The sequence below is a fragment of the Spiroplasma endosymbiont of Thecophora atra genome (genome assembly GCF_964019735.1).
Taxonomy (GTDB): domain Bacteria; phylum Bacillota_I; class Bacilli_A; order Mycoplasmatales; family VBWQ01; genus Spiroplasma_E; species Spiroplasma_E ixodetis_A.
On the sequence record NZ_OZ026464.1, the window covers coordinates 1,344,777 to 1,371,390 of the forward strand.

At 25.5% G+C, this 26,614-nt stretch carries 44 protein-coding genes and 1 pseudogene; 23 read left to right on the top strand and 22 right to left on the bottom strand.

Annotated elements, in window-relative coordinates; all coding sequences use genetic code 4:
* Nucleotide 1: 1 nt before the first annotated feature.
* The 18 genes and pseudogenes from rplR to rpsJ all read right to left on the bottom strand — a co-directional run.
* Entirely contained in the window at nucleotides 2–352 is a 351-nt protein-coding gene (gene rplR, locus AACL05_RS07685) for a 50S ribosomal protein L18 (protein WP_174480918.1), read from the bottom strand.
* Nucleotides 353–382: 30 nt separating this feature from the next.
* The gene (rplF, locus tag AACL05_RS07690; RefSeq protein ID WP_252319239.1) at nucleotides 383–937 is read right to left on the bottom strand and encodes a 50S ribosomal protein L6; all 555 of its coding nucleotides are present in this window, start codon (nucleotides 935–937) and stop codon (nucleotides 383–385) included.
* A 14-nt stretch (nucleotides 938–951) separates the two neighbouring features.
* Nucleotides 952–1,356 (bottom strand): 30S ribosomal protein S8, encoded by a 405-nt coding sequence (gene rpsH / locus AACL05_RS07695; protein WP_422397351.1) that lies wholly within the window; start codon nucleotides 1,354–1,356, stop codon nucleotides 952–954.
* 13 nt (nucleotides 1,357–1,369) lie between these two features.
* Complete coding sequence (locus AACL05_RS07700; RefSeq protein WP_174480921.1) at nucleotides 1,370–1,555, bottom strand: type Z 30S ribosomal protein S14; 186 nt, start codon at nucleotides 1,553–1,555, stop codon at nucleotides 1,370–1,372.
* A 1-nt stretch (nucleotide 1,556) separates the two neighbouring features.
* On the bottom strand, nucleotides 1,557–2,114 hold the full coding sequence (rplE, locus tag AACL05_RS07705) for a 50S ribosomal protein L5 (RefSeq protein WP_338961218.1): 558 nt from the start codon (nucleotides 2,112–2,114) through the stop codon (nucleotides 1,557–1,559).
* Between the two features lie 21 nt (nucleotides 2,115–2,135).
* Complete coding sequence (rplX, locus tag AACL05_RS07710) at nucleotides 2,136–2,483, bottom strand: 50S ribosomal protein L24 (protein ID WP_338961220.1); 348 nt, start codon at nucleotides 2,481–2,483, stop codon at nucleotides 2,136–2,138.
* A gap of 13 nt (nucleotides 2,484–2,496) precedes the next feature.
* On the bottom strand, nucleotides 2,497–2,865 hold the full coding sequence (rplN, locus tag AACL05_RS07715; protein ID WP_338961221.1) for a 50S ribosomal protein L14: 369 nt from the start codon (nucleotides 2,863–2,865) through the stop codon (nucleotides 2,497–2,499).
* Nucleotides 2,866–2,886: 21 nt separating this feature from the next.
* The gene (gene rpsQ, locus AACL05_RS07720; RefSeq protein ID WP_252319243.1) at nucleotides 2,887–3,165 is read right to left on the bottom strand and encodes a 30S ribosomal protein S17; all 279 of its coding nucleotides are present in this window, start codon (nucleotides 3,163–3,165) and stop codon (nucleotides 2,887–2,889) included.
* On the bottom strand, nucleotides 3,165–3,659 hold the full coding sequence (gene rpmC, locus AACL05_RS07725) for a 50S ribosomal protein L29 (RefSeq protein ID WP_281748521.1): 495 nt from the start codon (nucleotides 3,657–3,659) through the stop codon (nucleotides 3,165–3,167). The genes rpsQ and rpmC overlap by 1 nt, the downstream gene beginning before the upstream one ends.
* Nucleotides 3,640–4,125 carry a 50S ribosomal protein L16 gene (rplP, locus tag AACL05_RS07730; protein WP_338961223.1) on the bottom strand — a complete coding sequence of 162 codons (486 nt, stop codon included), beginning with the start codon at nucleotides 4,123–4,125 and terminating at the stop codon, nucleotides 3,640–3,642. The genes rpmC and rplP overlap by 20 nt, the downstream gene beginning before the upstream one ends.
* A 1-nt stretch (nucleotide 4,126) precedes the next feature.
* Entirely contained in the window at nucleotides 4,127–4,870 is a 744-nt protein-coding gene (gene rpsC / locus AACL05_RS07735) for a 30S ribosomal protein S3 (protein WP_338961225.1), read from the bottom strand.
* A gap of 16 nt (nucleotides 4,871–4,886) precedes the next feature.
* Entirely contained in the window at nucleotides 4,887–5,219 is a 333-nt protein-coding gene (gene rplV, locus AACL05_RS07740) for a 50S ribosomal protein L22 (RefSeq protein WP_281748518.1), read from the bottom strand.
* Between the two features lie 12 nt (nucleotides 5,220–5,231).
* A complete protein-coding gene (rpsS, locus tag AACL05_RS07745) occupies nucleotides 5,232–5,504 on the bottom strand; it encodes a 30S ribosomal protein S19 (protein ID WP_174480930.1) in 273 nt (90 codons plus the stop codon).
* Between the two features lie 14 nt (nucleotides 5,505–5,518).
* Nucleotides 5,519–6,382, bottom strand: a complete 864-nt coding sequence (gene rplB / locus AACL05_RS07750) for a 50S ribosomal protein L2 (RefSeq protein ID WP_252319248.1) — start codon at nucleotides 6,380–6,382, stop codon at nucleotides 5,519–5,521.
* A gap of 24 nt (nucleotides 6,383–6,406) precedes the next feature.
* Nucleotides 6,407–6,700 carry a 50S ribosomal protein L23 gene (rplW, locus tag AACL05_RS07755; RefSeq protein ID WP_338961227.1) on the bottom strand — a complete coding sequence of 98 codons (294 nt, stop codon included), beginning with the start codon at nucleotides 6,698–6,700 and terminating at the stop codon, nucleotides 6,407–6,409.
* Between the two features lies 1 nt (nucleotide 6,701).
* Nucleotides 6,702–7,331 carry a 50S ribosomal protein L4 gene (gene rplD, locus AACL05_RS07760; RefSeq protein ID WP_281748516.1) on the bottom strand — a complete coding sequence of 210 codons (630 nt, stop codon included), beginning with the start codon at nucleotides 7,329–7,331 and terminating at the stop codon, nucleotides 6,702–6,704.
* Between the two features lie 23 nt (nucleotides 7,332–7,354).
* Complete coding sequence (gene rplC, locus AACL05_RS07765) at nucleotides 7,355–8,047, bottom strand: 50S ribosomal protein L3 (protein WP_174480934.1); 693 nt, start codon at nucleotides 8,045–8,047, stop codon at nucleotides 7,355–7,357.
* Nucleotides 8,048–8,168: 121 nt separating this feature from the next.
* A pseudogene (gene rpsJ / locus AACL05_RS07770) lies at nucleotides 8,169–8,471 on the bottom strand (30S ribosomal protein S10); the annotation flags it as partial.
* A gap of 472 nt (nucleotides 8,472–8,943) precedes the next feature.
* On the opposite strand from rpsJ, the gene trmB reads away from it, so the two are divergent.
* Complete coding sequence (trmB, locus tag AACL05_RS07775; protein WP_338961228.1) at nucleotides 8,944–9,612, top strand: tRNA (guanosine(46)-N7)-methyltransferase TrmB; 669 nt, start codon at nucleotides 8,944–8,946, stop codon at nucleotides 9,610–9,612.
* Between the two features lie 55 nt (nucleotides 9,613–9,667).
* Here the strand turns inward: trmB and AACL05_RS07780 are convergent, their stop codons facing one another.
* From AACL05_RS07780 to AACL05_RS07790, 3 genes are all read right to left on the bottom strand, one after another.
* Nucleotides 9,668–10,051 carry a hypothetical protein gene (locus tag AACL05_RS07780; protein ID WP_338961229.1) on the bottom strand — a complete coding sequence of 128 codons (384 nt, stop codon included), beginning with the start codon at nucleotides 10,049–10,051 and terminating at the stop codon, nucleotides 9,668–9,670.
* Nucleotides 10,032–10,613 carry an ETX/MTX2 family pore-forming toxin gene (locus AACL05_RS07785; protein WP_338961230.1) on the bottom strand — a complete coding sequence of 194 codons (582 nt, stop codon included), beginning with the start codon at nucleotides 10,611–10,613 and terminating at the stop codon, nucleotides 10,032–10,034. Before AACL05_RS07785 ends, AACL05_RS07780 begins: the two co-directional genes overlap by 20 nt.
* A gap of 207 nt (nucleotides 10,614–10,820) precedes the next feature.
* Nucleotides 10,821–11,771, bottom strand: a complete 951-nt coding sequence (locus AACL05_RS07790) for an IS30 family transposase (protein WP_338960236.1) — start codon at nucleotides 11,769–11,771, stop codon at nucleotides 10,821–10,823.
* Nucleotides 11,772–12,044: 273 nt separating this feature from the next.
* Here AACL05_RS07790 and AACL05_RS07795 point away from each other — a divergent pair, with 273 nt between their 5' ends.
* The 17 genes from AACL05_RS07795 (at nucleotide 12,045) to AACL05_RS07875 (ending at nucleotide 18,466) form a co-directional block, all read left to right on the top strand.
* Nucleotides 12,045–12,938: a hypothetical protein gene (locus AACL05_RS07795; protein WP_338985974.1), complete on the top strand. Its 894-nt coding sequence runs from the start codon at nucleotides 12,045–12,047 to the stop codon at nucleotides 12,936–12,938.
* A 671-nt stretch (nucleotides 12,939–13,609) separates the two neighbouring features.
* Complete coding sequence (locus tag AACL05_RS07800; protein WP_338961234.1) at nucleotides 13,610–14,128, top strand: hypothetical protein; 519 nt, start codon at nucleotides 13,610–13,612, stop codon at nucleotides 14,126–14,128.
* A complete protein-coding gene (locus tag AACL05_RS07805) occupies nucleotides 14,100–14,270 on the top strand; it encodes a hypothetical protein (RefSeq protein WP_338961236.1) in 171 nt (56 codons plus the stop codon). Before AACL05_RS07800 ends, AACL05_RS07805 begins: the two co-directional genes overlap by 29 nt.
* Nucleotides 14,263–14,418 carry a hypothetical protein gene (locus tag AACL05_RS07810; protein WP_338957292.1) on the top strand — a complete coding sequence of 52 codons (156 nt, stop codon included), beginning with the start codon at nucleotides 14,263–14,265 and terminating at the stop codon, nucleotides 14,416–14,418. The genes AACL05_RS07805 and AACL05_RS07810 overlap by 8 nt, the downstream gene beginning before the upstream one ends.
* Before the next feature lie 2 nt (nucleotides 14,419–14,420).
* A complete protein-coding gene (locus tag AACL05_RS07815; RefSeq protein WP_338961238.1) occupies nucleotides 14,421–14,858 on the top strand; it encodes a hypothetical protein in 438 nt (145 codons plus the stop codon).
* The gene (locus tag AACL05_RS07820; protein ID WP_338961240.1) at nucleotides 14,848–15,141 is read left to right on the top strand and encodes a hypothetical protein; all 294 of its coding nucleotides are present in this window, start codon (nucleotides 14,848–14,850) and stop codon (nucleotides 15,139–15,141) included. Before AACL05_RS07815 ends, AACL05_RS07820 begins: the two co-directional genes overlap by 11 nt.
* 3 nt (nucleotides 15,142–15,144) lie before the next feature.
* The gene (locus tag AACL05_RS07825) at nucleotides 15,145–15,303 is read left to right on the top strand and encodes a hypothetical protein (protein WP_338961242.1); all 159 of its coding nucleotides are present in this window, start codon (nucleotides 15,145–15,147) and stop codon (nucleotides 15,301–15,303) included.
* A gap of 1 nt (nucleotide 15,304) precedes the next feature.
* The gene (locus AACL05_RS07830) at nucleotides 15,305–15,448 is read left to right on the top strand and encodes a hypothetical protein (protein WP_338961243.1); all 144 of its coding nucleotides are present in this window, start codon (nucleotides 15,305–15,307) and stop codon (nucleotides 15,446–15,448) included.
* The gene (locus tag AACL05_RS07835; RefSeq protein ID WP_281747958.1) at nucleotides 15,441–15,578 is read left to right on the top strand and encodes a hypothetical protein; all 138 of its coding nucleotides are present in this window, start codon (nucleotides 15,441–15,443) and stop codon (nucleotides 15,576–15,578) included. The genes AACL05_RS07830 and AACL05_RS07835 overlap by 8 nt, the downstream gene beginning before the upstream one ends.
* The gene (locus AACL05_RS07840; RefSeq protein WP_338961245.1) at nucleotides 15,578–15,814 is read left to right on the top strand and encodes a hypothetical protein; all 237 of its coding nucleotides are present in this window, start codon (nucleotides 15,578–15,580) and stop codon (nucleotides 15,812–15,814) included. The genes AACL05_RS07835 and AACL05_RS07840 overlap by 1 nt, the downstream gene beginning before the upstream one ends.
* A 131-nt stretch (nucleotides 15,815–15,945) precedes the next feature.
* On the top strand, nucleotides 15,946–16,131 hold the full coding sequence (locus tag AACL05_RS07845) for a hypothetical protein (RefSeq protein ID WP_338961813.1): 186 nt from the start codon (nucleotides 15,946–15,948) through the stop codon (nucleotides 16,129–16,131).
* On the top strand, nucleotides 16,131–16,955 hold the full coding sequence (locus tag AACL05_RS07850) for a hypothetical protein (protein WP_338985975.1): 825 nt from the start codon (nucleotides 16,131–16,133) through the stop codon (nucleotides 16,953–16,955). Before AACL05_RS07845 ends, AACL05_RS07850 begins: the two co-directional genes overlap by 1 nt.
* Nucleotides 16,956–16,971: 16 nt before the next feature.
* Complete coding sequence (locus tag AACL05_RS07855; RefSeq protein WP_338961250.1) at nucleotides 16,972–17,130, top strand: hypothetical protein; 159 nt, start codon at nucleotides 16,972–16,974, stop codon at nucleotides 17,128–17,130.
* A gap of 33 nt (nucleotides 17,131–17,163) precedes the next feature.
* On the top strand, nucleotides 17,164–17,352 hold the full coding sequence (locus AACL05_RS07860) for a hypothetical protein (RefSeq protein WP_174480113.1): 189 nt from the start codon (nucleotides 17,164–17,166) through the stop codon (nucleotides 17,350–17,352).
* 15 nt (nucleotides 17,353–17,367) lie between these two features.
* The gene (locus tag AACL05_RS07865; RefSeq protein WP_338961252.1) at nucleotides 17,368–17,742 is read left to right on the top strand and encodes a hypothetical protein; all 375 of its coding nucleotides are present in this window, start codon (nucleotides 17,368–17,370) and stop codon (nucleotides 17,740–17,742) included.
* An 18-nt stretch (nucleotides 17,743–17,760) separates the two neighbouring features.
* Nucleotides 17,761–17,922 (top strand): hypothetical protein, encoded by a 162-nt coding sequence (locus AACL05_RS07870; protein WP_338961254.1) that lies wholly within the window; start codon nucleotides 17,761–17,763, stop codon nucleotides 17,920–17,922.
* Entirely contained in the window at nucleotides 17,909–18,466 is a 558-nt protein-coding gene (locus AACL05_RS07875; RefSeq protein ID WP_338985976.1) for a hypothetical protein, read from the top strand. The genes AACL05_RS07870 and AACL05_RS07875 overlap by 14 nt, the downstream gene beginning before the upstream one ends.
* Nucleotides 18,467–18,536: 70 nt before the next feature.
* On the opposite strand, the gene AACL05_RS07880 is transcribed toward AACL05_RS07875, so the two are convergent.
* Nucleotides 18,537–19,931 (bottom strand): peptidase M17, encoded by a 1,395-nt coding sequence (locus AACL05_RS07880; protein ID WP_338961258.1) that lies wholly within the window; start codon nucleotides 19,929–19,931, stop codon nucleotides 18,537–18,539.
* Between the two features lie 145 nt (nucleotides 19,932–20,076).
* Between AACL05_RS07880 and pepF the strand changes: the two genes are divergently transcribed.
* From pepF to AACL05_RS07905, 5 genes are all read left to right on the top strand, one after another.
* Nucleotides 20,077–21,915 carry an oligoendopeptidase F gene (gene pepF, locus AACL05_RS07885; RefSeq protein WP_338985977.1) on the top strand — a complete coding sequence of 613 codons (1,839 nt, stop codon included), beginning with the start codon at nucleotides 20,077–20,079 and terminating at the stop codon, nucleotides 21,913–21,915.
* 129 nt (nucleotides 21,916–22,044) lie between these two features.
* Nucleotides 22,045–23,034, top strand: a complete 990-nt coding sequence (locus AACL05_RS07890; RefSeq protein WP_338961262.1) for a GMP reductase — start codon at nucleotides 22,045–22,047, stop codon at nucleotides 23,032–23,034.
* 242 nt (nucleotides 23,035–23,276) lie between these two features.
* Nucleotides 23,277–23,513, top strand: coding sequence for a hypothetical protein (locus AACL05_RS07895; protein WP_338961263.1), 237 nt, complete (start codon nucleotides 23,277–23,279; stop codon nucleotides 23,511–23,513).
* A gap of 51 nt (nucleotides 23,514–23,564) precedes the next feature.
* On the top strand, nucleotides 23,565–24,335 hold the full coding sequence (locus AACL05_RS07900) for a hypothetical protein (RefSeq protein ID WP_338961264.1): 771 nt from the start codon (nucleotides 23,565–23,567) through the stop codon (nucleotides 24,333–24,335).
* 843 nt (nucleotides 24,336–25,178) lie between these two features.
* Complete coding sequence (locus AACL05_RS07905; protein ID WP_338961265.1) at nucleotides 25,179–26,573, top strand: hypothetical protein; 1,395 nt, start codon at nucleotides 25,179–25,181, stop codon at nucleotides 26,571–26,573.
* The last annotated feature ends 41 nt before the right edge of the window (nucleotides 26,574–26,614 follow it).

Below are 26,614 nucleotides of genomic sequence, written 5' to 3' on the forward strand. Positions count from 1 at the left end.
TTTAGAATTCTAATCCAGCACTACGCGCTGCTTCTGCGAATGCTTTCACTTTACCATGATATAAATATCCACCACGATCAAAAACCACTTTTTTAATTTTTTTCTTAATAGCTAAATTAGCAATTGTTTCTCCAAGTTTAGTAGCAGCATCTATATTGCTTTTTGATGCTAAATCTTTAAATGTTAATGTTGATACACCAATAATTGTATTTGAAGCAGTATCGTCAATAATTTGAGCATAAAAACTATTATTAGATTTAAAGATATTTAAGCGTGGTCTTTCACTAGTACCCATAATTTTACTACGAATACGATAATGACGAACTTTACGAGCTTGTTGTTTATTAATCATTTTCTATTCTCCTTAAGTGCCAGTATAAGATTATTTACCTTTACCAGCAGCTTTTCCTTCCTTACGACGAATGTGTTCATTTTTATATTTGATTCCTTTACCTTTATATGGTTCTGGTTTACGGAATTTACGAATTTTGGCTGCAACTTCTCCAATTAATTGTTTATCAATACCACTAATTTGTAATACTGTTGGTTTAGGAGCAACAATGGTAATTCCTTGCGGAATTTCAAACTTAATAGGATGAGAATATCCTAATGTTAAATTTAAGATATTAGCTTGGACAGCAGCACGATATCCAACACCATTTATTTCTAATTCTTTCATGAAACCTGTTGATACACCAACTAACATTCCATTAATTAATGAATTAGTTGTTCCGTGAAGTTGTTTATTTTTTTTGTTATCATCAGGTCTTGTTGTAGTAATTGTTTTTTTCTCTTCATCAACGTTAATTTTAATAACATTTGGTAATAGTTTTTTTAAAGAACCTTTTGCTCCTGTAACAGTTAACAAGTTACTTGCATCTAGCGTTATTGAAGTATTTACTGGAATGGTAAGGATACGGTTACCAATACGTGACATATAGAGTTTCCCCCTTATCATACATAAGCAAGAACTTCGCCACCAAGACCAAGTTTTTTTGCTTGTTTATTTGTCATAATACCTTTTGATGTAGAAATGATTGCAATTCCATAACCATTTAACACACTTGGTAAGTCTTCACATTTTGCATACATTCTTAATCCTGGTTTAGATATTCTTTTTAAACCAAGAATTGGACTTTTACCAGTATGAACTAATAAAAGTTCTAATTTAGGTTTGCTAGGATTTTCTTTAGTAACACGATATTTTTCAATATAACCATTTTTTTGCAAGATATCGGCTATCTTAACTAGTTGTTTTGAAGAAGGTACACTAACTACTCGATTTTTACTGCTATCCGCAGCGCTAATAGCATTACGAATAACTGTTAAAATATTACTTATTGGATCTGTCATCATAATTATATACCTCCTATCATGATGCTTTTCTAATACCAGGAATTTGTCCTTGGTATACTAAACCGCGAAAACAAATACGGCATAACATAAATTTACGAATAACCGCATGAGGACGGCCACACTTTTGACAGCGTGTATATGCTTGCGTACTAAACTTTGATTTACGGGCTTGTCTTACTTTTAATGAAGTTTTTGCCATCTTATGCCACCTGCTTTCCTTGTTTTTTAAACGGTAATCCTATTTTTTTTAATAACAATAATGCTGTTGCATTATTTGATGTTGTGGTAATAATTGAGATTTCCATACCACGAACTTTATCTACTTCTTCATAATTAATTTCAGGAAAAATAATTTGTTCTTTAATACCAACAGTGTAATTACCATTTTGATCAAATGCTTTAACTGATAAACCTTGAAAATCACGAATTCTTGGTAAAGAAATTGAGATAAATTTATCAAGGAAACCATACATTTTTTCGCCACGTAATGTAACTTTACAACCAATTGGCATTCCCGCTCTTAATTTAAAGCCGGCAATTGATTTTTTCGCTTTAGTGATAATTGGTTTTTGACCAGTAATTTTTGATAATTCAGATACTGATTTATCAATGGCTTTTGGATTACTACTTGCATCTCCAACACCAATATTAATAACAACTTTTTCAATTTTGGGTACTTGCATTATTGATGTAAAATTTAATTCTTTTTGCAATTGGGGAATAATAGTTTTATTATATTTTTCTTGTAAACGATTCATTTTTATGCTGTTACTCCTTTATTATCGTAATTCTGTTTCAGATCTTCGTGCAATACGAACTTTTTTGCCATCTTTATCAATTTTGTACCCAATTTTTGTTACTTTTTTATCTTTTTTACCATCAAGGATCATTACATTAGAAATGTGAACACTAGTTTTTACTTCCACAATTCCACCTTCTTGATCATTTTGAGTAGGTTTTTTATTTTTATTAGCAGTAATACCTTCAATAATAACACGATTTTTTTCACGAAGTACTTGGATAATTGGTCCGGTATGACCTTTATGCTTTCCTGCAATGATTTTAATTTGGTCGCCTCTTTTTAATTTAGTATCAAGACTAATAACTGGTTTCTTTTTGCTTGCCATTTATTTCATCCTCCTAAACAATTTCTTCTGCTAAAGAAGCAATTTTATTATAACCACGCTCTTTAACTTCACGAGCCAAGACACCAAATACTCTAGTACCACGTGGCGTTTTATCTTCTTTAATAATTACTACTGCATTATCATCAAATTTTACACAAGAACCATCATTACGTTTTACACCAAATTTACTACGTACGACAACTGCTTTAACAACTTGTCCTTTTTTCATTGCACTATTAGGTGTTACTGATTTTGCTGAACAAACAACAATATCACCAATTTTAACAAATTTTTTAGTACTACCACCCAAAACTCTAATAACCATAACTTCTTTAATACCAGTATTGTCAGCCACATTGGCTCACGATAGATTTTGTAACATCTTTCTTATCCTCCTGGTTAATTAAGCTTTTTTATTTGTTTTAGATTCAATAATCTTTAACAAACGGAAGCGTTTTAGAGCTGAAAGTGGACGAGTTGAAATGATTTCAACCTTGTCACCAATTTTAGCTTGGTTAGTTTCATCATGGGCATGATACTTTTTAGTTGACTTAAAACTTTTATGGTACATTGGATGTCGTTTTGAAGTTTCAACAACAACAGTAATTGTTTTATCATTTTTGTCAGAACTTACAATTCCAACAAAAGTTTTACGTTGTTTGTTTGGAATAATATTTGTCATTATTCTTTGTCCTCCTTAGCTGGTGTTACAGTTTTCTTAACTGTAGGTTTTTTAGATGGTTTTTCTACTTTAGTAGCAGTAACTTTTTTAACTTCTTTGTTTGATGATTTTGCTTTAGTTGTTTTTTCAGTAACTTCTTTTTTAGCAATTTTATCTGATTCTTTAATAACTTCTGATTTAGTTATTGTTTTAACTTTAATATCTTTTTTATCATCAACTTTAGCAACTTTTTTAGTTTTTTTGCTTTCTTTATTTTCTTCTGGTAATACCATTTTATTAATATGTAATGGTTTGATTTTTTCACCATTATTAATTCTGATAGTTAATTCAGTTTTAATACGAGCAATATCCTTACGAAGATTATTTATCATATGCGGAGTTTCTAGTTTACCTAACGAACTTTGAATTCGTAAAGCAAACAATTGTGCACGAAGAGTTTCTTCGTCTTGTTGTAATTCTAAAGTTGATTTATTTTTAATTACTTGCATTTCCATTTGCTTCACCCAATTCTGTTGTTAAATTTTTAGCAACCTTTACTTCTTCTGTTGGTTTTATTTCTCTAGTAACAATTTTACATTTGATTGGCAACTTGTGCATTGCAAGACGCAATGCTTCACGTGCTGTTGCTTCATTAGGATATGATACTTCAAACATAACTGTTTTTTCTTTTACTACTGAGACTCAATGATCAATTGAACCTTTTCCTGAACCCATACGTACTTCCGCTGGTTTTCTAGTAATTGGTAAATGTGGAAAGATTCTAATTCAAACTTTTCCACCACGTTTCATGTAACGTGTCATTGCTACTCTGGCTGCTTCAATTTGTCTTTCAGTAATGTAAGAACCTTCTTCAGCACGAAGTCCGTAAGTTCCAAAAGCAACTGTTTTACAACCTTTTGCAGTTCCTTCATAACTTAAACGGTGGACGCAAGAGTGTTTATATCTCTTAGGTATAGCCATCTTACTTTACCTCCTTACGTGGTTGTTGTGGGTAATTATTTCGGCGATTGTTATTATTTCTTTGATTATATTTTGAAATAATTTCAGGTTGAGTTGAGTCAGTTCCTGATAAAATTTCACCTTTATATACTCAAACTTTAATACCAATTTGACCAAAAGTTGTTTTTGCCTCAGCAGTAGCATAATCAATATTACTACGTAATGTTGCTAGAGGAACACTACTTTCTGAATAACCTTCAACACGTGCCATATCCGCTTCACCAAGTCTTCCTGAAACACGAGTTTTAATTCCCTTTGCTCCAGCACGAAGTGCTTTACGAATTGCTAATTTTTGTGTTGTACGATGTGACATACGATTGCTTATTTGTTGTGCTAATGTATTAGCAATTGTTTGCGCATCAATATCAGGATTTTTAATTTCAACAACATTAATTCTAATACCTATTTTACGATTTTTAATTGTTTTACGAATTAATGTTGTTAATACTTCAATGTTTGAACCGCCTTGCCCTAAAACTGAACCAACACGAACACAGTGGATAAATAAGGTAATTTGTGATTTAGTTCTTTCGATTTCAATTTTAGAAACACCAGAAGTTTTTAAATGCGCAAATAGTGCTTTTCTAATTTTGTGGTCTTCTAAAATTCATTTTACTAAATCTTCATTACTAGTTGCATATCAACGTGATTGTCAATCTTTATTAATACCATATCTTAATCCATTTGGACTAACTTTGTGACCCATATTACTTATTTACCTCCTAATTATCGCTAACCACGATAGTGATTTTGCTTGTTCTTTTTAAGATTTGATATGCTCTACCATGAGCACGGGGCATAAATCTTTTCATAGTTGAACCTTCATTTACAAATATTTCCTTAATACGTAATTTGTTGGCTTCCATTCCATAGTTATTAGCAGCATTAGCAACTGCTGAATTAATTAATTTTATAATTGGCTGTGCTGCGCGTTTTTTTTCATGAGCTAGAATTACTAGAGCTTTGGCAACAGCATTATCACGAACTAAATCGGCTACTAAACGCACTTTTCTTGGACTAATGCGTAATTTATCTAAATGAGCTTTTGCTTCCATAATTTCTATCTCCTAACGCTTTTTCTTGTCAGAACCGTGACCACCAAACTTACGTGTGGGTGCGAATTCTCCTAATTTATGACCAACCATATCTTCTGTTACATATACAGGTAAATGTGTTTTGCCATTATGTACACCGAATGTATGTCCAACAAATTGTGGGAAAATTGTTGAACGACGAGATCAAGTTTGAATAATTTTTTTTGATTTATTTTTATTTTGAGTTTCCACTTTGTTTAATAAATGACTATCAGCAAAGGGTCCTTTTTTTAAAGATCTTGACATATATTACTTTCCTCCTACTTTGTTGCATTTCTTCTTCGTACAATTAATTTATTTGATGCTTTTTTACTATCACGAGTTTTTAAACCTAATGCTTTTTTACCTCATGGTGTTACTGGAGCTTTTCTTCCGATTGGGGCTTTACCTTCTCCTCCACCATGTGGGTGATCATTTGGGTTCATAACACTACCACGAACAGTAGGTCTAATTCCTTTTCAACGATTTCTTCCTGCTTTACCAATATTTACTAAGTTATGATCATCATTTCCAACTGTACCAATTGTAGCTCGACAATTACTTAATACTTTTCTAACTTCACCTGATGTTAATTTTAATAATGTATACTTAGCTGTTTCATCACGACCAAGAATTTGAACACTACCACCAGCACTTCGTGCCATTTGTCCACCTTTACCTGGTTTTAATTCAACATTATGAACAACTGTTCCTTGTGGAATCTGTGATAATGGTAAACAGTTACCAACAGTAATATCAATTTTAACAGTATCACTGTTTTCACCACTTAATAACTTATCTCCTACTTTGATTCCTTTTGGTGCTAAGATATAACGCTTTTCACCATCAAGATAAGAAATAAGACAAATGTTAGCATTACGATTTGGATCATATTCAATTGTTTTAACTGTTCCAACTACATTGTCTTTGTTACGTTTAAAATCAATAATACGGTATTTAACCTTATGACCATTACCTTGATGCCTTACTGTAATTTTACCTTGATTATTTCTACCAGCTTGTTTAACTAAATTTACTAATAAAGATTTTTCAGGGCTATTACCAATAGTTAAGTTCTGTTTGTAATCCAGAACGGTCATATTACGTCTTCCTGCAGTAGTGGGATTAATTTTTCTAATTGCCATTGTTTTTTTCTCCTTCCAATCTCATTAGCTTTGTTCTTCAGAACTAAACAAACTTAATTGTTCACCAGGAGCTAATTTAATAAGAGCTTTTTTTACTGCCGATGTTTTTCCAACAAATCTACCAACAGTTTTAGTTTTTGGTTTACTATTAATAATATTAACGTCTGCTACTTTAACTTCAAAAATCTGTTCAAAGGCTTTTTTAACGTAACTTTTATTAGCTTTACGGTTAACAGTAAATGTATAAATACCTTCAGCCATTTGTTTATAAGTTTTCTCAGTTAATACTGGTTTTACTATAACTTCACTTAAATGCATATTAAATTAAAGCCTCCTCAACGATTTTAATTGCCTCAGTAGTAAACAATACTTTTTTAGCATTTAATAAATCGTAAATATTAATACTATTAGCAGCGATTGTTGTTGTTCTAGGTAAATTGCGACCTGATTTAATAACTGTTTCTTTATTGCTTATTCCTGAAACAATTAGTGTTTTATTGTTTGCTAATTCTAAAACTTTTAAAGTTTCTAACATAATTTTAGTTGAAGGTTTTTCAAAGTTTAATTCATCAATTACAACTATGTTTTTATTTTGGAATTTGGCAGCCAATGCTGATTTTATTGCCAATCTTCTTACTTTTTTTGGTAATCCAATTAAATAATTACGATCAGTATTTGGTCCAAAAACAATCCCCCCACCTTTTCATTGTGGTGAACGAATTGAGCCTTGACGCGCATTACCTGTTCCTTTTTGTTTTCATGGTTTTCTACCACCGCCAGCAACTTCAGCACGACTTTTAACAGCGTGTGTTCCTTGACGTTTTGTAGCATTATAACTTAATAAACTATCAAACTGCGCTTGCTTGTGGGGTTCAATTCCTCAAATTTTTTCGTTTAAAGTTAATTCGCTAACTTTTGTTCCAGCGTTGTTAACAACATTAATTTTCATTTTGCTATCCTCCATAATTAACTTTATTGACCATCAGTAACTTCGGTTGTAGTATTTTGATTTCTAACAACTAATGATACTGGGGTTTTGAGAATTGGTTTTTTAACTGCTTGTTTAATAACAAGAAAGCCTTGTTTTGGTCCTGGAACTGAACCTTTTACTAAAAGATAATTATTTTCTTTATCTACTTTAATAACTTCTAAGTTAGCAACACTACGTTTAACATTTCCCATTTGCCCTGGCATTGGTTGTGATTTAAACACACGGTTAGCATTAATAGAACCTGTTGAACCCATTTGACGATGTAAACCTGATCCATGACCCATTGGACCACGTGATTGATTATGACGTTTAATGCGTCCTGTAAATCCTTTACCTTTAGAAGTTCCTTGAACATCAACGAATTCACCTGCTGTGAATACGTCAGCAACATTAATAAGATCTTTATGATTAAATCCGTTCATGTTACGAATTTCTTTCACGAAGCGCTTAGGTTGACTGTCGGCTTTTTTAAAGTGTCCGATTGTTGGTTTGTTTGATAAAGTAACACGAAGATCGAACGTTGCAAGTTGTAAACTACTATATTTGTCTTTTACATTTGTTTTAACTTGACTTACTACATTTGGTTGTACTTCGATAATTGTTACTGGAACTAGTTGTCCGTTGTTTAAGAAAACTTGTGACATTCCTAGTTTCTTACCTAAGATTCCTTTCATAATTTCCTCCTTGGAATATGTTGTAAATAATTAATATTTATCGATTTTAATAATTTTTTTTATTAATCTTTTTTGATACTTGATTTAAAGTTGATTTTTTTTCATCTTTAGATTCGATTATCAAAGAGATACTAACACTATTAGGGATAGTAAGTCCACTTAGAGCATTTAAAGATTTTGGTGATAATTGAGCACCAATAATTCTTTTGTGAGTTCTCTTTTCAAATTGTTCACGTGAATCTTTATGTTTATGCGGTGAACGAAGAATAGTGAAAATTTCTTTATGAGTTGGTAATGGAATTGGACCTACCACTTTAGCACCTTCTTTTTTTAACACATCTTTAATTTTCTGTGCTATTTGGTCAATAGCTGAGTGATCATAACTTTCTAAACGAATTTTTACTTTGTCTCCTATGATTGCCATTGGCTATATCCTCCTTAGAACGATTTTTAATAAAATAAAGAACAAAACATGTGATATAATGACAACTGATATCAGTGTATCAGCATTTATACATAACAATCACGCCTTGTAAGTATAACATAGTGTAATGGTAAAAGGGAATAGCAAAATACAAAAAAAACAAAAAAAATAATGGGTTTTTTGCTCATAATCTTTTAACTATTAATTTAGTTGTAAAAAATAAAGATTTTTATTAAAAAAATAATAAAATACCATTATTTTTTTATTATTTTCTTACTTTAAAAAAGTAAAAGGTAATATATAATTATAATATTTCACAAAATTTATTTAAATAAAAATATTACATGATATAAATATAATAATGAAATTCTTTTAGCAAAAGATATTTAAACTTCAATTTTGATATAATTCTAAAATTAGTAAGTTACACTTTTATAACAACTATGTTGATTAAATTAGAAAAGGAATTACAATGAGAGTAAGAAATAAGCCATGAGCAAAAGAATTTATTTTAACACATAATAATTTATGTATTAATGATCCCTATAATTACAAAGGGAAATGAAATAAAAAAATATTTCAAAATAAAAATCCAATCAATATTGAAATTGGAAGTGGCAAAGGAAATTTCATTATAAATCTTGCTAAACAAAATTCAAATCAAAATTATATTGCTATTGAAAAAAATATTTCTATTGTAACTATATTATTAAAAAAATTAATTGAAAATAAATTATGTAATTTAAAAATAATTATAGAAGATGCCATAAATTTAAAAGATTTTTTTGCCAATAATGAAATTAATAAAATTTATTTAAATTTTTCTGATCCATGACCTAAAAAAAGACATTTTAAAAGAAGATTAACATACCAAAAATTTTTAGAAATATACAAAAAAATTTTAATAAAAAATGGTCAACTTCACTTTAAAACAGATAATAACAATTTATTTAATTATTCACTTTTAGAATTTGAAAAAAATAAATGAAATTTATTAGAATATACAATTAATCTACATCAAGATAATAATATAATAAAAAATGATGAAGCATTTATTAAAACTGAATATGAAGAAAAATTCATTAAACAAAATAAAAACATTAATTATTTATTAATACAAAAAAATAAAATTGAAGTTTAAACTTCAATTTTATTAAAAAAAGTTAATGATTAACTAAGATTATATTCATATTAAACTATAAAGACTTTTCATCAAATGTTACATTTAATTTTCCACCCTGTGAATCTCAAGAAATAGGTAAATTTAAAAAAACAGTTTTTGGGTTATCGGGATTATCTGTTGAAATAATTGAATAAGTGTTAGAACCAATTTTAAGTTGTTCTTTATAACCGTTATCAACTAAAAGTTTAATCAAATCTTTAATAGTATAATCACTTTTACTTCATTGACCCGTTTGTGATCAATAATATGAAGAACTAATAGTATCAGTTAAATTTACTGGATAACTAATTTTCCCTTCATTATGATACGTTCCTTGCTTAATAGTATATAAAACTGTTCCTATTGAATGTGATTTTAATTTAAATGATTGACTTGGATTAGTTAATGTTTCTATCACTAGTAGTTTTAGTTCCTTGTTGCTCTGAAGCAAATTCAGCACTAGTTTCAACATCACTTTTACCAACTCAAGGAATTTTAAATTCAGCTTTAACTTTAACTCCAATTTTTTCTAATGTTTTTCAAGAAAAAGTATTAGTATTAGTAATAGTTTTAGATTGTGATTGCGTTTGATAAATTTGTTTGGTATTAGAACTATTAGTATAAATGTCTTGAAAAGAATCTACTATATTTTCATCTTTAGCAACAGTCTTTATTGGTTTTAAAGTACCTTCTTTGCCAGTAAAATATTTATCATATTCTTTTTGAATCAAATCCTTCATGGAAATTGGTATTTCATAATTACCATCTGCTACTCATCCATTTTTTGGAATAATTGTATTATTGATATCTTTAATAATATTTTCCATATTATCTGGTGGATATCAAGTAAGTCCATTCTTTTTTGTTTCATGTTTTATAGAAGTATCAGCAGAAGTACAAGCAACTACATTCGTTACTGTTACTGTTGAAAATCCTAAAATAGACATTAATGATAATAATTTCCTCATATTTTTGATCATATATTATTTTCCTCCTAAATATTTATACACACATGTTTTGTGTGACCATCTTAATTAGCAGAACAAATAATGATTTAAAGATAAATGAATGATATACAATAAAATAGTTAAAGTCAAAAAAATTAATGAAATTATTTAAAATTAACATTATTTTTAACAAATTTTATCTTTTTATTCTTATATGCTAAATTGTAAAGGTAAGTGCAACTAAATTATTTTTCTATCCAAATATTCGATTGGTGAAAGATAATTTAGTATTTTTCTTGGTCTTTGGTTTAAAGACAATATAAATTTATGAACTTCATTTTTATTAGTTTTTGAAAAAATAAATTTTTTAGGAAATTTTTCTCTAATTAAACCATTAGTATTTTCATTAGTACCTCTTTGTCAAGGTGAATATGGATTGGCAAAATAAATTTTTATATCTAAATTTTTTTCAAGTTGTTGTCAATTTGAAAATTCTTTGCCACGATCAAAAGTAATAGTTTTAACAATGTTTTTAGGAAGAATTGATAAATAATAACTAACATTTTTATTAATAACTTTAGTAGTTCTGTTTTTAACTAATATTGCTAAAGTAAATCGTGATACTCTTTCAACTAAAGTTATTAAACATGATTTGCTTTTACCTCGTGATGATACTATAGTATCTCCTTCTCAATGACCAAGTGTTATACGATCATTAACATTTATATCTCGTTCTTTAATTGATTTACCATTAAACTTGCCACGATTTTCTTTAGATTTTCGTTTTTTACCTTTTCTTCTTAAATTTTTACTAGTAACTTTATCAAGCATTCCAAAATAAATTCAAGTATAAATTGTTTTAAAACTAATAACTCACTCTTTATGAAAATTTTTAATTCTGCCATAAATTTGTTCAGGTGATCAACCTAATAGTAATTTTTGTTGTACATATTTTACTAAATTCTTATTTTTAAACTTATGAAAACTAATATGTGATTGTTTTCGATTTTCAGCTTTATTTTGTGCAATTAATGAAAAATAATGATTATTATCTTTATTTCTATTAATTTCTCGAATAATAGTACTAATACTTCGATTAAGATTTTTAGCTATTTCACTAATTTTAAATTTAAATTTCAATTGATTCTCAATATAAATCCTTTCATCTATGCCAAGATGTTTATAACTCATATAAAAACTCCTTACTTTTTTCTAAACTAAATTTAGCATTATGAAATTTTTATATGAGAATTTTTTGCAATTTTATTTACTTGCACTTACAAGTATAACTCAGCTATAAATAAGTAATAATTAATTATTTAATTTATACGAAAACTTATAATATTGATAATAGTAATCTTATAAATAACATTAAAAGTAAATATTGTATAAAATATTTTATTAGAATTTATTATAAAGATTAAAAAGAAAAACAAATATTTTAAGTAATTAAGGAGAATACTAATGCCATTATCATTAATAACTGAAACCACACCTTTATTACCACTATCAAATAATACTAGCACATGAAAACAAACTATTAAAAATTGAACTAATGGATTTTACCAAGAAATTAAACATTTAGTTTCGGGATCGCTATGAATATCATCAGCTATTATTACAATTGCTAGTTTAAACATTATTAGTACTCAAGTAAATAGTAATGAGGATATAGATTTTAAAAAGACATTTACTACTTTAATTAAATGAGAAGTACTTGGCAATACTACTATTTCACTCTTTGTTTCATTTCTAAAGAAATGTTTAACAAATTTCGGTAATAGTCAATTAGAAAAAACTTTATTTTATAAAGTATGAAATAAAATAAAAGATAAAGTATTTACTAATACTACTGAAATAACTAACCTTAATTTTGAGGAAATAAAAACTAAAATTAATATTCTTGAAACAAATAAAAATACATTAGAAACACAAATGAAAGAGTTTTCAAACTTATGTCAACAATTAGTTACAAAGTTTAAAACTCTTTTAAATAATAATACTGAAAATAATATTATATTAACCATTGAAGAAAACATTAATAACAATCTTAAAGCATATTCAATAATTACTAATGAATTAATAAAAATTATTGCTACTTTCGCAGTTTTCACTAGCGGAGTATCTTTTGCTAGTTCTATAAGTATTATAAAAAACGATATAGCCAATGATTTACCTTTAACTCCAACATCCTTTGTTAAAACTTTTACTGCTCTTGAAACTATTATTGTATCCTTTTTAGCATTAATAATTTTTAAATTAAAATTTAATCTATTTGAAAATGGATTAAAAAATATTAAACACTCATTATTATGACAATGCATAAATTGGGAGCGTGTCGAAGATGTCGATAACTAAAAAGTTTTAAAAATAGCTCCTTTCTTTTTTAAACCCTTAAATTAAAAATAAATGACAAAAGACGAGAATAAAAATCTTGTCTTTTTTTGTAATTGTAAAATTTTAAAATTTTTAATAAACCTCTTTAACACTATTATCAACACGTGTTAGGGAACTAAAAAAGTGAACTACAACACAGTTGTTAAAAATAGTAGCTAGCATGTGGACTTGCATGGATAAATAAAAAGTGGAGTGATACCTAATAAAATATACTAACCAGAAATGGTAATTCTTGGGGTGGGAGCGAATTGGAAACTAGTATATATAGACCTGTTGTAGGGACCTATTGTATTAATTCTATTCTTTATTTAACCAACCTTGCCACTCCCCAGTGAGCAAGTGTTGGTTTTATTTTTTATTTTTTTTGAAAAATTTTTTTGGGCGAGAAAATAAATTTCAAACTTGTAAAAAAAATTGAGCGGGGCCGGTTCAATTAAAATATTAATTTGTTTAACACAAATTAAATAAATATTGAATCGAATGCCTCAATGTTTTTTAAAATTTCACAATTTATTTTTGAGCCCAGTTTTCATGGAATGAATAAAACGAATAGTAGTAGTATTAATAATCTAAACATCAAAATATATGTTCTTTATGCTAGAAGCAACAGAACATATTAGGAAAGGATTATTATGCAAATAGAATTTAAAAAAGAACAAATTGTTAAAGATAAACCACAATCTATTCTTATTGATTATGTTGAATATAAATTATCACTTCCAAAATGAATGATTAAAAATAATTCTTTTATTGTTGATAACAGTTACACATATTGAGTTTTTAATTTAGAAAATATTAAAAGAGAATTAAGTGGTAATGAATTAATAAAATTATTAGAACCATATATTAAAGACCAAAAAATAACTGTTAATAAACCAATTACTCCAAAAGAATATTATCTTAATGATATAAAACTTGAACCATTAACATTTTATGAACAGCATAATAGTTGATTTATGGGTGAAATAACTGATAACAAAACTAAAATTACTAATCCTTGTTTTAAATATAACATTACGTGAGAAGAAAACAGAAAAGGTTTTAAAATAAATAATCCATATAAACATGATGATTTACCAATTAATTATTTAGTTACTTCTTATAAGGAAATTTCAACTCATAATGAAAAAGTATTTTTGTTGAACATGTAAACAAAATAAATTAGATTATTTATTCTTTAATACTAATGATATAAAAACAAGAAAATATTTTTTAAGAGATAAAAATAGTAAAGCGATTTGTTATGACTGTATTTTAAATATTAGGTTAAGTAGGAGGTATAAATATGGATAAAGAAAAATTAATTTATTATCTTGATAATGAATTTATGGAATTACTTAAAGATGATATTAGTGATGAAATTAAAATTAATATTAGTAATTGAAAACTTAAATTAATAATGAAATTACAAGAAAAAATTCAAAATGGTGAATTTGATTAATTATGCAATATGACTTAATTATTGGAATTGACCCCGCTGGTATTGGTAATAATGGAATTGTTATATATTCAAATGAAACTAATAGTATTGTTTTAAATAAAACATTTAAAACAATAACTATTTTAGAAAGTAAAGATTTTTATAAAATATATTTTCAAATAACTAAAAACAAATTTATTGATAAAAAAATATTAGTTATTGTAGAAAATTTCTTTTTAACTTCAAAACAATTATTAACTAATCCATTAGCAACACCTAAAATTATTGGTGCATTAATGGTATTAGTAGAAGACGTTATGAATTGAGATTTTCAAGAAAGTGAACCAAAAAATAAAACTAAAATAGAAAATTATAAAGGAAATATAAAATTTACAAAACATGAACAAGATGCATATAAACATATTCAATATTATTTAAGGAATTATAAAAATGAAAGATAAAGCAAATTATGTCAAATTAACAGTAAAACTGAGTAACACTATTGAAGCAAAATATTACGAAAAAGGTAATAAAGAATTATATTATAGTGTTCGTGGTCAATGAAATGGATTAAACTACGTTACTTTAATTTTTAATAACCCAAAACTTTATAGACGCTGTATTTTATTAAACAAAAATGATGAAATTATTGTAACTGGTCAAATCTTTAACACTTTAAACATTCCTAAAAATCGTGCATTTTGTTCAATAAATGTTAAATGATTTAAAAAATGAAAAGAGTAAAAAATGATATTATGAAAATTTTTATTAATAGTACCAATATTAATAACAAGTATAACACTAATAATATTTTTAATATTTATTATTAAAGAATTAAAAAATGAATATAAAGTATTAAAAATATTAAATGAAATTGCTAATCAAATTGAAAATAAGGAGAAATAATATGAAATATGAAGATAAATGTTCTATGTGCAATAAAGTAAAAGAAAACTTTTTATCCAATACCTGTAATAGTTGTTGATTAGAAGCAGTTAATAAATGAAATAGAAGAAGTTGAGGAAATTTAGGAGACTTTGATAATGAATAAAGAAAAATTACTTAAATATATGAAAGATATAATTAAATGAACTAAAAAAATTAATTATACAAACTCTGATTTTGACAAAAATATTTTAAATTTATTAATTGAAAAAATAGAAAAAGGTGAATTTGACTAATGATAATATTACCTACTTTGTTTGAAAATAAAGATGAAATTGAAATATTATCACCATTTCCAAAAGTAATTCATACAAGTAATGATATTAGAGCAATTATTTTAAGACAATACCCAAATGTTAAATCCAAACACATAATTGTTTCGGACCCAGAAAGTAATGTTGCATTAATAGTTGGTGATAATGATGTTTATCAAGGTTGAATTAAAGTAACAATTAAAAAATTAGAAAATTAAAGGAGCATAAACAAATGCATAAGGAAAAAATTAAAATTAGAAATTATGAATTTGAATTAAATTCTTATGTAGTAGATTCCTTATTGGATGTTATAAGAGAACTGATAAAAACAAACAAAGGAGAATAAATTATGTTAGATGAAATTTTAAAAGTAATTTTTGATAGAACAGATAAACAAGAATTAATTTATATGATAGAAAGATTAATTCTTGTTACTAAAAATCCGTCAGAAACAAAAAAATGACTTATTAAAGAATTTGATAAAAATCATTATGTTTTAGAAAAATTATTGAATATGAACGGAGAAGTTAAATAATGCCAAATGAAAATACACAATCAAATTATATTTTAACTAAATTAATTAGAACTGGAATAAGTCCAATTTGTGCAATGATTGGTACAAGTGCTTATTATGGTCAAGTAATTGCAAATCCAGTATTAGGTTCAATTAATAGTTTATTATTTGGTAAAAAATTAGGTTTAGATATATGAAATTTAAATCAAAGACCAAATACTAAAACTAAATTAATTAATAGTAGTAAAAAAATATTACTAGGTTTAGGAACAATTGGTTTAGCAAATTATAGTAAATGAACAGAAAATAATATTAATCCTATTATTCCAACAACACCAACTCCAATAACTACTACAACTACAACAGAAGGTCCTCCATGATTACTATTAAATAAACAAGAAAATCAGTCATTAATGGATTGAGATACATATATTAGTTTAAATGCTTATGGTATTTCAAATCTTATTAGTGGATTAACTGAATTAATACCTAATAAATTTGAAACAATAAGAAAGATTTGTAATATGGCTACTGGTGGTTGTTTAATATCAAGTGGTGTTGCTATGGGTATTAATAATGATTTTAATAATGCTTATGCAGTTCCAACTATTGTTGCTGGTGCTTCTGAAATTATTCATAATTTATTACCTATGGAAATTACACATCATAATGAAGAAATGCAAGAAACATCATTTCATAATGAAACTGCAAGATTAATTAATGACAATAGATTTACTATTAATAGTGAAACAACTAGTCAATATGGTAGTGATAATATAAGCGAAGTACCATTAAATAATGATAATGCTTCATTAAATTGAGATTATAATCACATGAGTTTATAAAGGAGGTGAATAATTTATGAATAAAGAAAAAATAATTGAATATTATAATCAGGAAATAAAAACATATAAAGAAAGAATAGAAGAATTCAATAAAGAAATATCTGTATTAGTAGAAATTATAAGTAATTCACAATCAATGATTGAAAGAATTAATGCTGGTCAATTTGATGAATAATTAAAAATAAACAATTGAAAGGAAAATATTCAGATGAAAGAATTTTTACATGAATTAATAATTATTGGAACAAGTGTTGGAACATTAATTTGCAGAGAAATTATTGTTTTATTAAAAAGATTTATCACAACTCCAAAACATGTTAGAGCAAATAACAAAATTATAAAACATCAAAAAAAATTAGCAAAATTAAATGAAAAAATTAATAAAGAAAATAAATAATAAAGGGTGATGTAAATGTTAGAAAATGAAGATAATGTTCAACAAACAACTGAACCTTTAACTGAAAATAATGCTCAACAAGAAATAGAAAATAAAGTTAATGAAGCAAAAAATAAGTTAAATAAACTTAATCAAGAAATTAAAGAAAAAGAAATAATTAATATATTTAAAAAATATCAAGTTAAAACTGAATTTTATGATTTTTTAAAATTTAAAACTAATAATTTAGAAAATTCAAAAATTGAAGAAACTATTAAAAAAATTATTAAAGAACAACCAGTATTTAAAGAAATAATTAATACAGGTGGTAAACAACAAACAATAATAACAAATCAACAAAATTCAATAAAAAGTACATTATTGGATTATAAAAAAAATAATAATTTATAACAGAAAGGAAATCAAAAAATGGCAATACAATTCAATAAAAATTTAGATAATACCGAAAAATTAGTAGAAGCACCAGAGTTTATAGAATTTTATAAACAATCAAATTCACCATGAGCAAGTTTTTTTCCTATCGAAATGGTTAATTCAACAAAAATTGAATTTATAGTTGCTAAATTGTAAAAATATTAAATATTTATTTACTTGATTAATATCAATAGTATCTTCGATGACACTTGATAGTTATTTTGATATTATTACTGCTCAAATAAGTGCTAACAAAAAAATAGATTTTATAAAAGATTTAAAGCTACTAATAACTAAAGAAAATATAATAGTTGCAATAATAGCCCAAATTGGTTTTTCATTTAAACTTAATATTACTGATTTTTGTTGAGAAAGATTTAAAAATACATATACTTGTCAAGCATTAAGTTATATATGTAATTTTCCTAAAAAATGTTATCAGTCTGTTTACTCAAATAATTCATTTTTCCAATTAAGTTCAAATATTACTGAAGAAAATTTAGAAAAATTAGTCAAAAATTATTATGAAAAATTTGATAAAAATATTAAAATCTTAGAAAAAATAAATATTAAATTAAATGATACTATTAATACAAGTAATCGATTAAATATTAATAAAATTAATAATTCTCAACTACCACCATTATTAAAAACACTACAAAAAATAGAATCAAATATTATTTCAATACCAATTAACTAAAAATATTGTCAAATAACTTTTTTATAAAATAAAAAAGGAATAATTGTTATGATTATTCCTTTTTATAACTTTATTTACTTGTACTATAATTTTTCATATATTGAACTAATGTTTTAATTAATACACCCATACCACGATCATTTTTATAAGCAGTTCCTGCAATATCTAAATGTAAAAATGGTTTATCTTCACTAAATTCTTTTAAAAATGCAGCAGCATTTGATGAACCACCATATGGATCTTTAGAAAGATTACTTAAATCAGCTATTTTAGATGAACGCATATTTAAAATATTTTGTTGATGAATTGGCATTCTTCAAATTTCCTCATTAGTTTGTTGTGATGATAAATCAAAATCATTAAATAATTTATCATCAGTAGCAAAAGCACCAGTCATATAGCTACCTAATGCCACTAGCATTGCACCAGTTAAAGTTGATAATTCAATAATACGATTTGCTTTTCCTTTACGTAAAGCATATGTCATACCATCTGCTAATACCAATCTTCCTTCTGCATCGGTATTATTAATTTCTACAGTTTTACCATTCATTGAAGTAAAAACTGTTTCTACTAAAGTAGCATGACCACCAATCTTATTTTCTGTTAAACAAGCAACAGCGACAAAGTTTATTTTTAATTGTAATTTAGCAGCAGCAATGGCAGCATTACATACACTAGCTGCACCCGACATATCAAATTTCATACCTTTCATTGCTGAAGAAGGTTTTAGTGAATAACCACCACTATCAAAAGTAATTCCTTTACCAACTAATCCCAAAATATCATCGGCATGCTGTGGATCACCTTTATATTCCAAAACAACAACACGAGCATCAAAATTACTTCCAGCATTAACTGCTAATAATAAATTCATATTTAGCTCTGTTATTTCTTTTTGCCCTAAAACCTTTACTGATAAATTTTTAATACCTTTTGCTGTATCTTGAATTTTTTTTGCAAAAACTTCGGGATATAATAAATTAGGTGGCATATCTTGCAAATTACGTGCTAAATTAATACTTTCTCCTTGAATTTCGATCTGTTGTTGTGAAGTATAGCTAGGGAATTTTGCTGTTGAAACAACATTATATTTAACTTTTTTTTCTTCATTCTTTTTACTTTTTAAAGTATATTCTTTAAAAGTACCAAATCATAATGCTTCATATATAGTTTGTAAAAGTATACTTTCATCTAAATTACTCGTAACAAAAGATTTGACATCAATATCCAAATCTTGACTATTATTACTACTAAAATTTACAAAAAAATTATAAACATCATTACGAGTTAAACCTTTACTATCACCTAAATATAGGTAATAAGTTTTATCTTCAGAAATTAATGTTAATTTATTTTTTTCTTTAGCAATCAATTCATGAGGAACTTTATCAGCAAATACCGCTGTTAATTTTAATTTTAATTCAAGTTTACTACTAACATTAAGTAGAATATTTTTATCCATATTTTCACTCCTAAATGGTAATATTAAAATAATTACAATATATCTGAATTAATATTTTCGAAAATTACAACAAAAATAGATAAGTTAAACAATATTATTGTATTATTATTGTATTGTAATATTACCATAGAATGGAGCAAAAACTATGAAGCGTTCTGAATTAAATGAAAAAGATAAAAAAAAGTACTGCTGAGATTTTAAGCATTTATTTATTAATAATGAATCTTGAAAAAAAGCTTTACCTGAGTTTGATAAATTTGCCAATCAACTTTTAACTTTTAAAGGAAAATTAAATAATATTGATAACTTTAAAAAATATTTAGCAATTAGCAAAGAAATATCAATGTTAGGATCTAAAGTTGTACAATATTTACATTATGGAGATTTAGATCAAACTAACTTAGAATTGCAACAATTATCTAGTTTATTTGCGACTCAACAAAGTAAGTTATCGGAAAAATTAGCATGGATTGAACCAGAAATTAAAACTATTGGTTTACAAACTATTAAAAACTGGATTAATAATGATCCCTCATTAATGATATATAAACATGATATGGAAGTTTTCTTTAAATTTGAAAAATTTATTTTAAGTGAGCACGATGAAACTTTACTAAGTAAAGTTAGTAAATCAAGAAGTGCTGCTGGTGGTTTATATGATAGTTTGGTTTATGCTGATAAACAAAAAACAATGTTTAATTATCAAAATAAAGAACAAGAATTAACACAAACTTTATATTTAGACATTTTAGAAAATAGTAATCCAGTAAAAGATCAACAATTAAGAATTGATATTTCAAAAAAATTTTATGAAGATATTAAAAATAAAAAACATTCATTAGCACAAGTTTATGAAAGTATTTTAGAAGTAGCTGTTGAAGAAATAAAAATTCGTAACAACGATAAAGAAAAAGATAATAAAAAACATTTAACTACTTTAGAATATAGTTTATTAAGTGATGATGTACCATTAATACTATATGAAAATTTAATAAAAACGGGACAGAAACACGCTATTTTAGTAGAAGAATTTTATAATTTAAAACGTAAATTTTTTAAATTTAAAAAATTTTATAGTACCGATACTAGTTTAAAAATGACAACAATACCAACCAAAAAATTCAGTGTTGAAGAAGGTATTAATTCAATCAAAGAAATTTTAAGTATCTTAGGTGATGAATATTTAGAACAATTAAACTTAGCATTATTACCAGGTAGAATTGACTATTATGAAGACACAAATAAACGAACTGGTGCTTATTCAACAGGTGGTAATGGCGTAGAACCCATTATTTTAATGAATTGAGATGATACTATTAATTCACTTAATACACTAGCTCATGAATTAGGTCATTCTGTTCACAGCCTATTTTCAGAAAAATATCAAAAATATCCAAATGCTGACTATCCAATTATTTTAGCTGAAGTTGCTTCAACAGTTAATGAACATCTAGCATTTGATTATTTATATAATAAAGCGTCAAATAATCAAGAACGCATTTACTTACTACAAACTCATATTGAAACTGTAATTGGTACTTTTTTTCGTCAAATTCAATTTGCTGAATTTGAATGAGAAGCACATAAATTAGTAGAAAAAGAAGTGCCATTAAACGCCGATATTTTGGCTGATTTATTTGAAAATACAGCTAATAAATATGGACAAAAAGCATTAGATAAATACGAAGAAAAAGGAAAAGGATACTCATGACCACGAATTCTTCATTTTTTCCACTCACCTTATTATGTTTATAAATATGCTACTTCAATTACCGTTTCTTATAAACTTTATGAAGATGTTAAAAATGGTAAAAAAGAAAATTTACTTAACTTTTTAAAAGCTGGTGGCAGCAAATATCCATTAGATATTTTAAAAGATGCGGGTGTTGATTTAACACAAATTGATGTTTATAACCCATTAATTACTAATTTAAAGAAAATGATTAACCAATTATCAGACTTAATTAATAATAAAGATAATTAAATTGCAAAAAAATAATATATAATACTAATGGTGTTTTAGTCCTTTAGCATTTTATTTAAAACGTTATAAAATAATATGTACATATTTTGACTATTACAATTAGTAAAGACTAAGGAGAATAAATAAAAAATGAATGTGAAATTTGATTTTGAAGATATAAATCTAATTGCAAATAAAGGAATAGTTAAATCGCGAAAAGAATGTGATACCAGTGTTAAACTAAATGGTTTTACTTTTAAAATTCCAATTATTCCGGCAAATATGAGTGCTGTCATTAACCAAGAATTATGTATTTTATTGGCTAAAAATAATTACTTTTATGTAATGCACCGTTTTAATATCGATCAAATTAAATTTATTAAAAATATGCATGAACAAAAATTATATGCTTCAATTAGCATTGGTGTTAAAAAAGAGGATAAAGAGTTACTTGAACAATTAATCAAACTGAATCTAATTCCTGAATTTATTACTATTGATATTGCTCATGGTCATAGTAATGCTATGGAAGAAATGATTAAATTTATAAAAACTACTTTTACTAAAACAAATACTAAACCTTTTATTATTGCTGGTAACGTTATGACAAAAACCGCTGTTAAAGATTTAGAAAAATGAGGCGCTGATGCAATTAAATTTGGTGTTGGTCCAGGAAAAGCTTGTATTACTAAACTAAAAACTGGATTTGGTACAGGTGGTTGACAATTAAATGCTTTACAAGATGTTGCCAATAGCACCACTAAACCATTAATTGCAGATGGTGGTATTAGATGTAATGGTGATATTGCTAAAGCAATAGCTTTTGGTGCCACTATGATTATGGCAGGAAGTATTTTAGCGGGTTATGATGAATCACCTGGCAAAATTGTTACAATAAATGGTCAATCTTACAAAGAATATTTTGGATCAGCAAGTATTTTTAACAAAGCGGAAGCGAAAAATATTGAAGGTAAAAAAATACTTGTTCCATATAAAGGTTCAATTGCTGATACTTATAAAGAAATGGAAGAAGATTTACAATCTGCTATTTCTTATGCTGGCGGTAAAGATTTATCTGCATTAACAAAATGTGATTATGTTATTGTTAAAGGTACTATTAATAATGGTGACGATCGTTAATAAATTAAAATAAAACTGCTCAAATTGAGTAGTTTTTAAATATTTATCACCAATTAAATCCCAAAAACAAATGTCAAAAAATAGTCCTAAAAAGTGTTGCCATTCCACCTATCATTTATTGATATTTTTAATTTTGGTTTATATAATATATATAAACTAAATATAGTTTTTAAGTCCTTACTGAATTTTTACAGTAAATGAGTTTTTTTATTTTTAAAAATAATAAAAAAAGAGGTTAATCAATGCTAAGACAAAAAATTAAAGATTTACAAAGTTTCAAACAAGAAAAGGAAAAAGAATTAACTAAACAAATCGTTATCAGACAAGAGAAAAATCTGAAAATTGAACAAGAACAAAAAGTTTTAGTAGAACAATTAAAAAAATTAAATAATAAGAAAGTTGATAATAATAAAAAATATCATCAATTAAAAGCGATAGAAACACAATTATTTTTAGAAAAAAATATTATTTTAAATTAAATAATAAAAGATAATTTTAATACTAAGACCTGAGATAATTTTATTAAAGGGATGAAACTAACCGGTGTTGCTTTTAAAGGAGGAATCAAAGGTGGTTTAGGTGCTGCTGCTGGTTTAGTGGGTACTGCTGGTGTTGTTACTTGTTGTATATTAGGAGGAGGAAGTTCTTCAGGAGGAGATGGTGGAAGTTGTAGTATTCCTACTAGTGTTGGTATCGGTATTGATGGCGGCTGTATTGCGGGTGTGGTGACTAGTATCGCTATTTTATGTTCTACAACTATACCAGTAACGGTCCCTGTTGCTATTGCTAGCAGTGGTATTACTATTGCTACTGGTAGTATTGTCGAAGGTACTCGTAGTGTTAAAAAAAAGTTAAAAAAATGATCTTTAAAATCACAATCAAATTTATCATTACAATCAGTTTTGAGTACAATTCATCATTTGCAAAGTTTAAATGATAAGAGTAAACATAAAACAAAAGAGAAATTAGCAAAAACACTGATTGAAATTAAACAAGACTTATCGCAAAAATTAGCCGAGCAAGAAGAAGTAAACAAACAACTATTAGCTGAACAAGAGATATTAAAAAAAGAAATTAGTTTAATATCTTCAAAAATAGCAAAACAAAAAACAGAAATAGTAAAAGCAAATGAACCAGTTGCAGCATTAGAAAAAGAAATTAATGAATTAGAAAAAATAATTTGAAAATTAGAGTCTGAAGAAAATAAAATAAATGAAGTATTAGCTGAAGCTCAACAGTATGATTCATTTGCTGATAATTTTTTGTCAAAACCACAAAATCAAAAATCACCAACTTTATAAATATAATTATTGTATAAAATCTTGGATTTAACATTGATGGTTATATTAAACTTAAAATTAATAAAGAATTAATTATAAAATATTTTGTAGGTTTAAAAAAGATTAAACAAATGTTTATTTATCTTACACAAAAAAAGTTATAAAATAAATATTGAATTCGTCTATATGAGTTATTTGTACATGAATGCAAAAACTAAAAAAACACCAAATTTTAAACATAAATGAGATTTTGAATAACTTTCAAATATTTTTTCTTTTCATATTTTGGCATAAAAAACTCATTTGTTCTAAAATAAAAATAATAAGTTAAAAACTTATATTATATAGCATAATTTTATATTATAAATATGGATAATATAATTTTATAATTAAAAAGAAAAAGTAAACCCTTTATCATTATTATATCCAATTTCATTAAAATAAAGATTGGAATTCATTTCATTTCAAAATATGCTGATTGAATTCACCGACATAATTGTTTAATGATATTAAAGAATCTAATGATTAAATTATTTTTAATATTTGAACTACTTTGCCTGAAATTTTTTTCTGATTTTTTATCATTATTTTATATTTATTTTTGATTACATTTCTTTATGATATCTTCTTTAAGAGTTTTACTTTTTTATTTTTTTCCATATTTTTTTGCTTTTTAGTTTATATTCAATTTTATTTTAATAAAATATAATGAATTAAATAAACTTTATTTAAAATACCAGATAAAAATATATTGTAAAATACGTTTTATTTCTTTATAATAAATATAAAAATTAATATAAGTTTTTTAATCCATTTACTTTCATTTCAAAGTAAATGGTTTTTTATTTTGAAGGGGATGAAAAGATGATTAATACAGAAAAATTACCTTTATTAGAAACAAGTGCACATATTAATTATAATGGAATTAATAATTCAAATATGTCAATAAATCATAATGATTCATCTAGTACTGAAAGTATTATAACTTTAGATGATGATCAAATAACAAATGGAAGAGAAAATAATAATTTAAACAGTTTATTATTTGATGGTGATTCAGTAAATACTATTGTTAATTTTAGCAATGATTGAAGGGATACTGATGATCGTTATGGTGGAAAAACACAGAAAAGATTAGATATTAATGGTAATTGAGAATATAATACAAAATTTATAATAGGTGATATTTTAAATGAAAAAATAGCAAATATTGATAATCAATTATATTTAATGAAAGAAATTATATTAAATGATGGCAGAGTTATTTTAGAATTATCAAATTTAAATGAAAATAAAAAAATTGAAACAAAATATAAAATATACAATAATGAAGAAGAAAGAGAATACAATAATAATTTAAATGACTTGGATTTAACTACTTTTTTACCAATAAATAAAGAAAAAACTAATTTTTTAAAAAAATTTTTCAATTCAAAATATATGTTTTTACCTAATACATTTTTTTTAAATTTTGCTTTCGGATCAGTATTATTATTTGAAACTAAAAATTATTTTCATAAAGAAAAGTTACCTGAAAATCTTTATCATAATTTTTGAGATGTATTAATGAGTGGTATTAGTGGTATTACAGTAATGAATTTATCGTATTTAAATTACAAACTTATTTCTTTAAAAAATAAATGAAAATACTTATCTTTTTCTTTAGCAATTGGTGGTATTAGTATTTGAGATCAATTTTTATATTTATATGTTAGCGAAGAAAATTTCAACTTCATCTCTTTTATAGAAAGAATAAGTATTTTTTTTATTAGTATTTTAATTGAAGAATTAATTTTTGATAAAATTGCTCAACCTTGCATTAAAAAATTATGACAAAATTTAAAAAATCAAAACTTTTCAAAAATTATTAAATATGGTAGTACTGTTAGTATGCTTCTTTTTGTATCAATTTTTAAAAATATATTAACTGGTCTTTATGGCGAAGAAAAAGAAATAAATTTAGAAAATATTAAAAAAGCACTTCCACTAACACTATTGACAGTAATTCTTGAAAATACTCTTACTTCTTTTTCTTTTTCTTATTTTGATTGATTTTGAACAAAAATTTCAATTGCAAAAGAAATAGCAACCAATAGTATAAAAGGAATAGAAAGATTTGCTAATCAACAAGCACAAAATTATAGTTTTAAAAAATTAATAAAACAATTTATTTTTCAACCATTTAATGCAAACTTAATAAATGAAAGCGAATCGATAGATCATCCAGATTCAAATCAACCATCTATCCAAGTTATGTAAAAGTAAAGTCATTAATTCATCTTTTGATGAAATATAAAAAA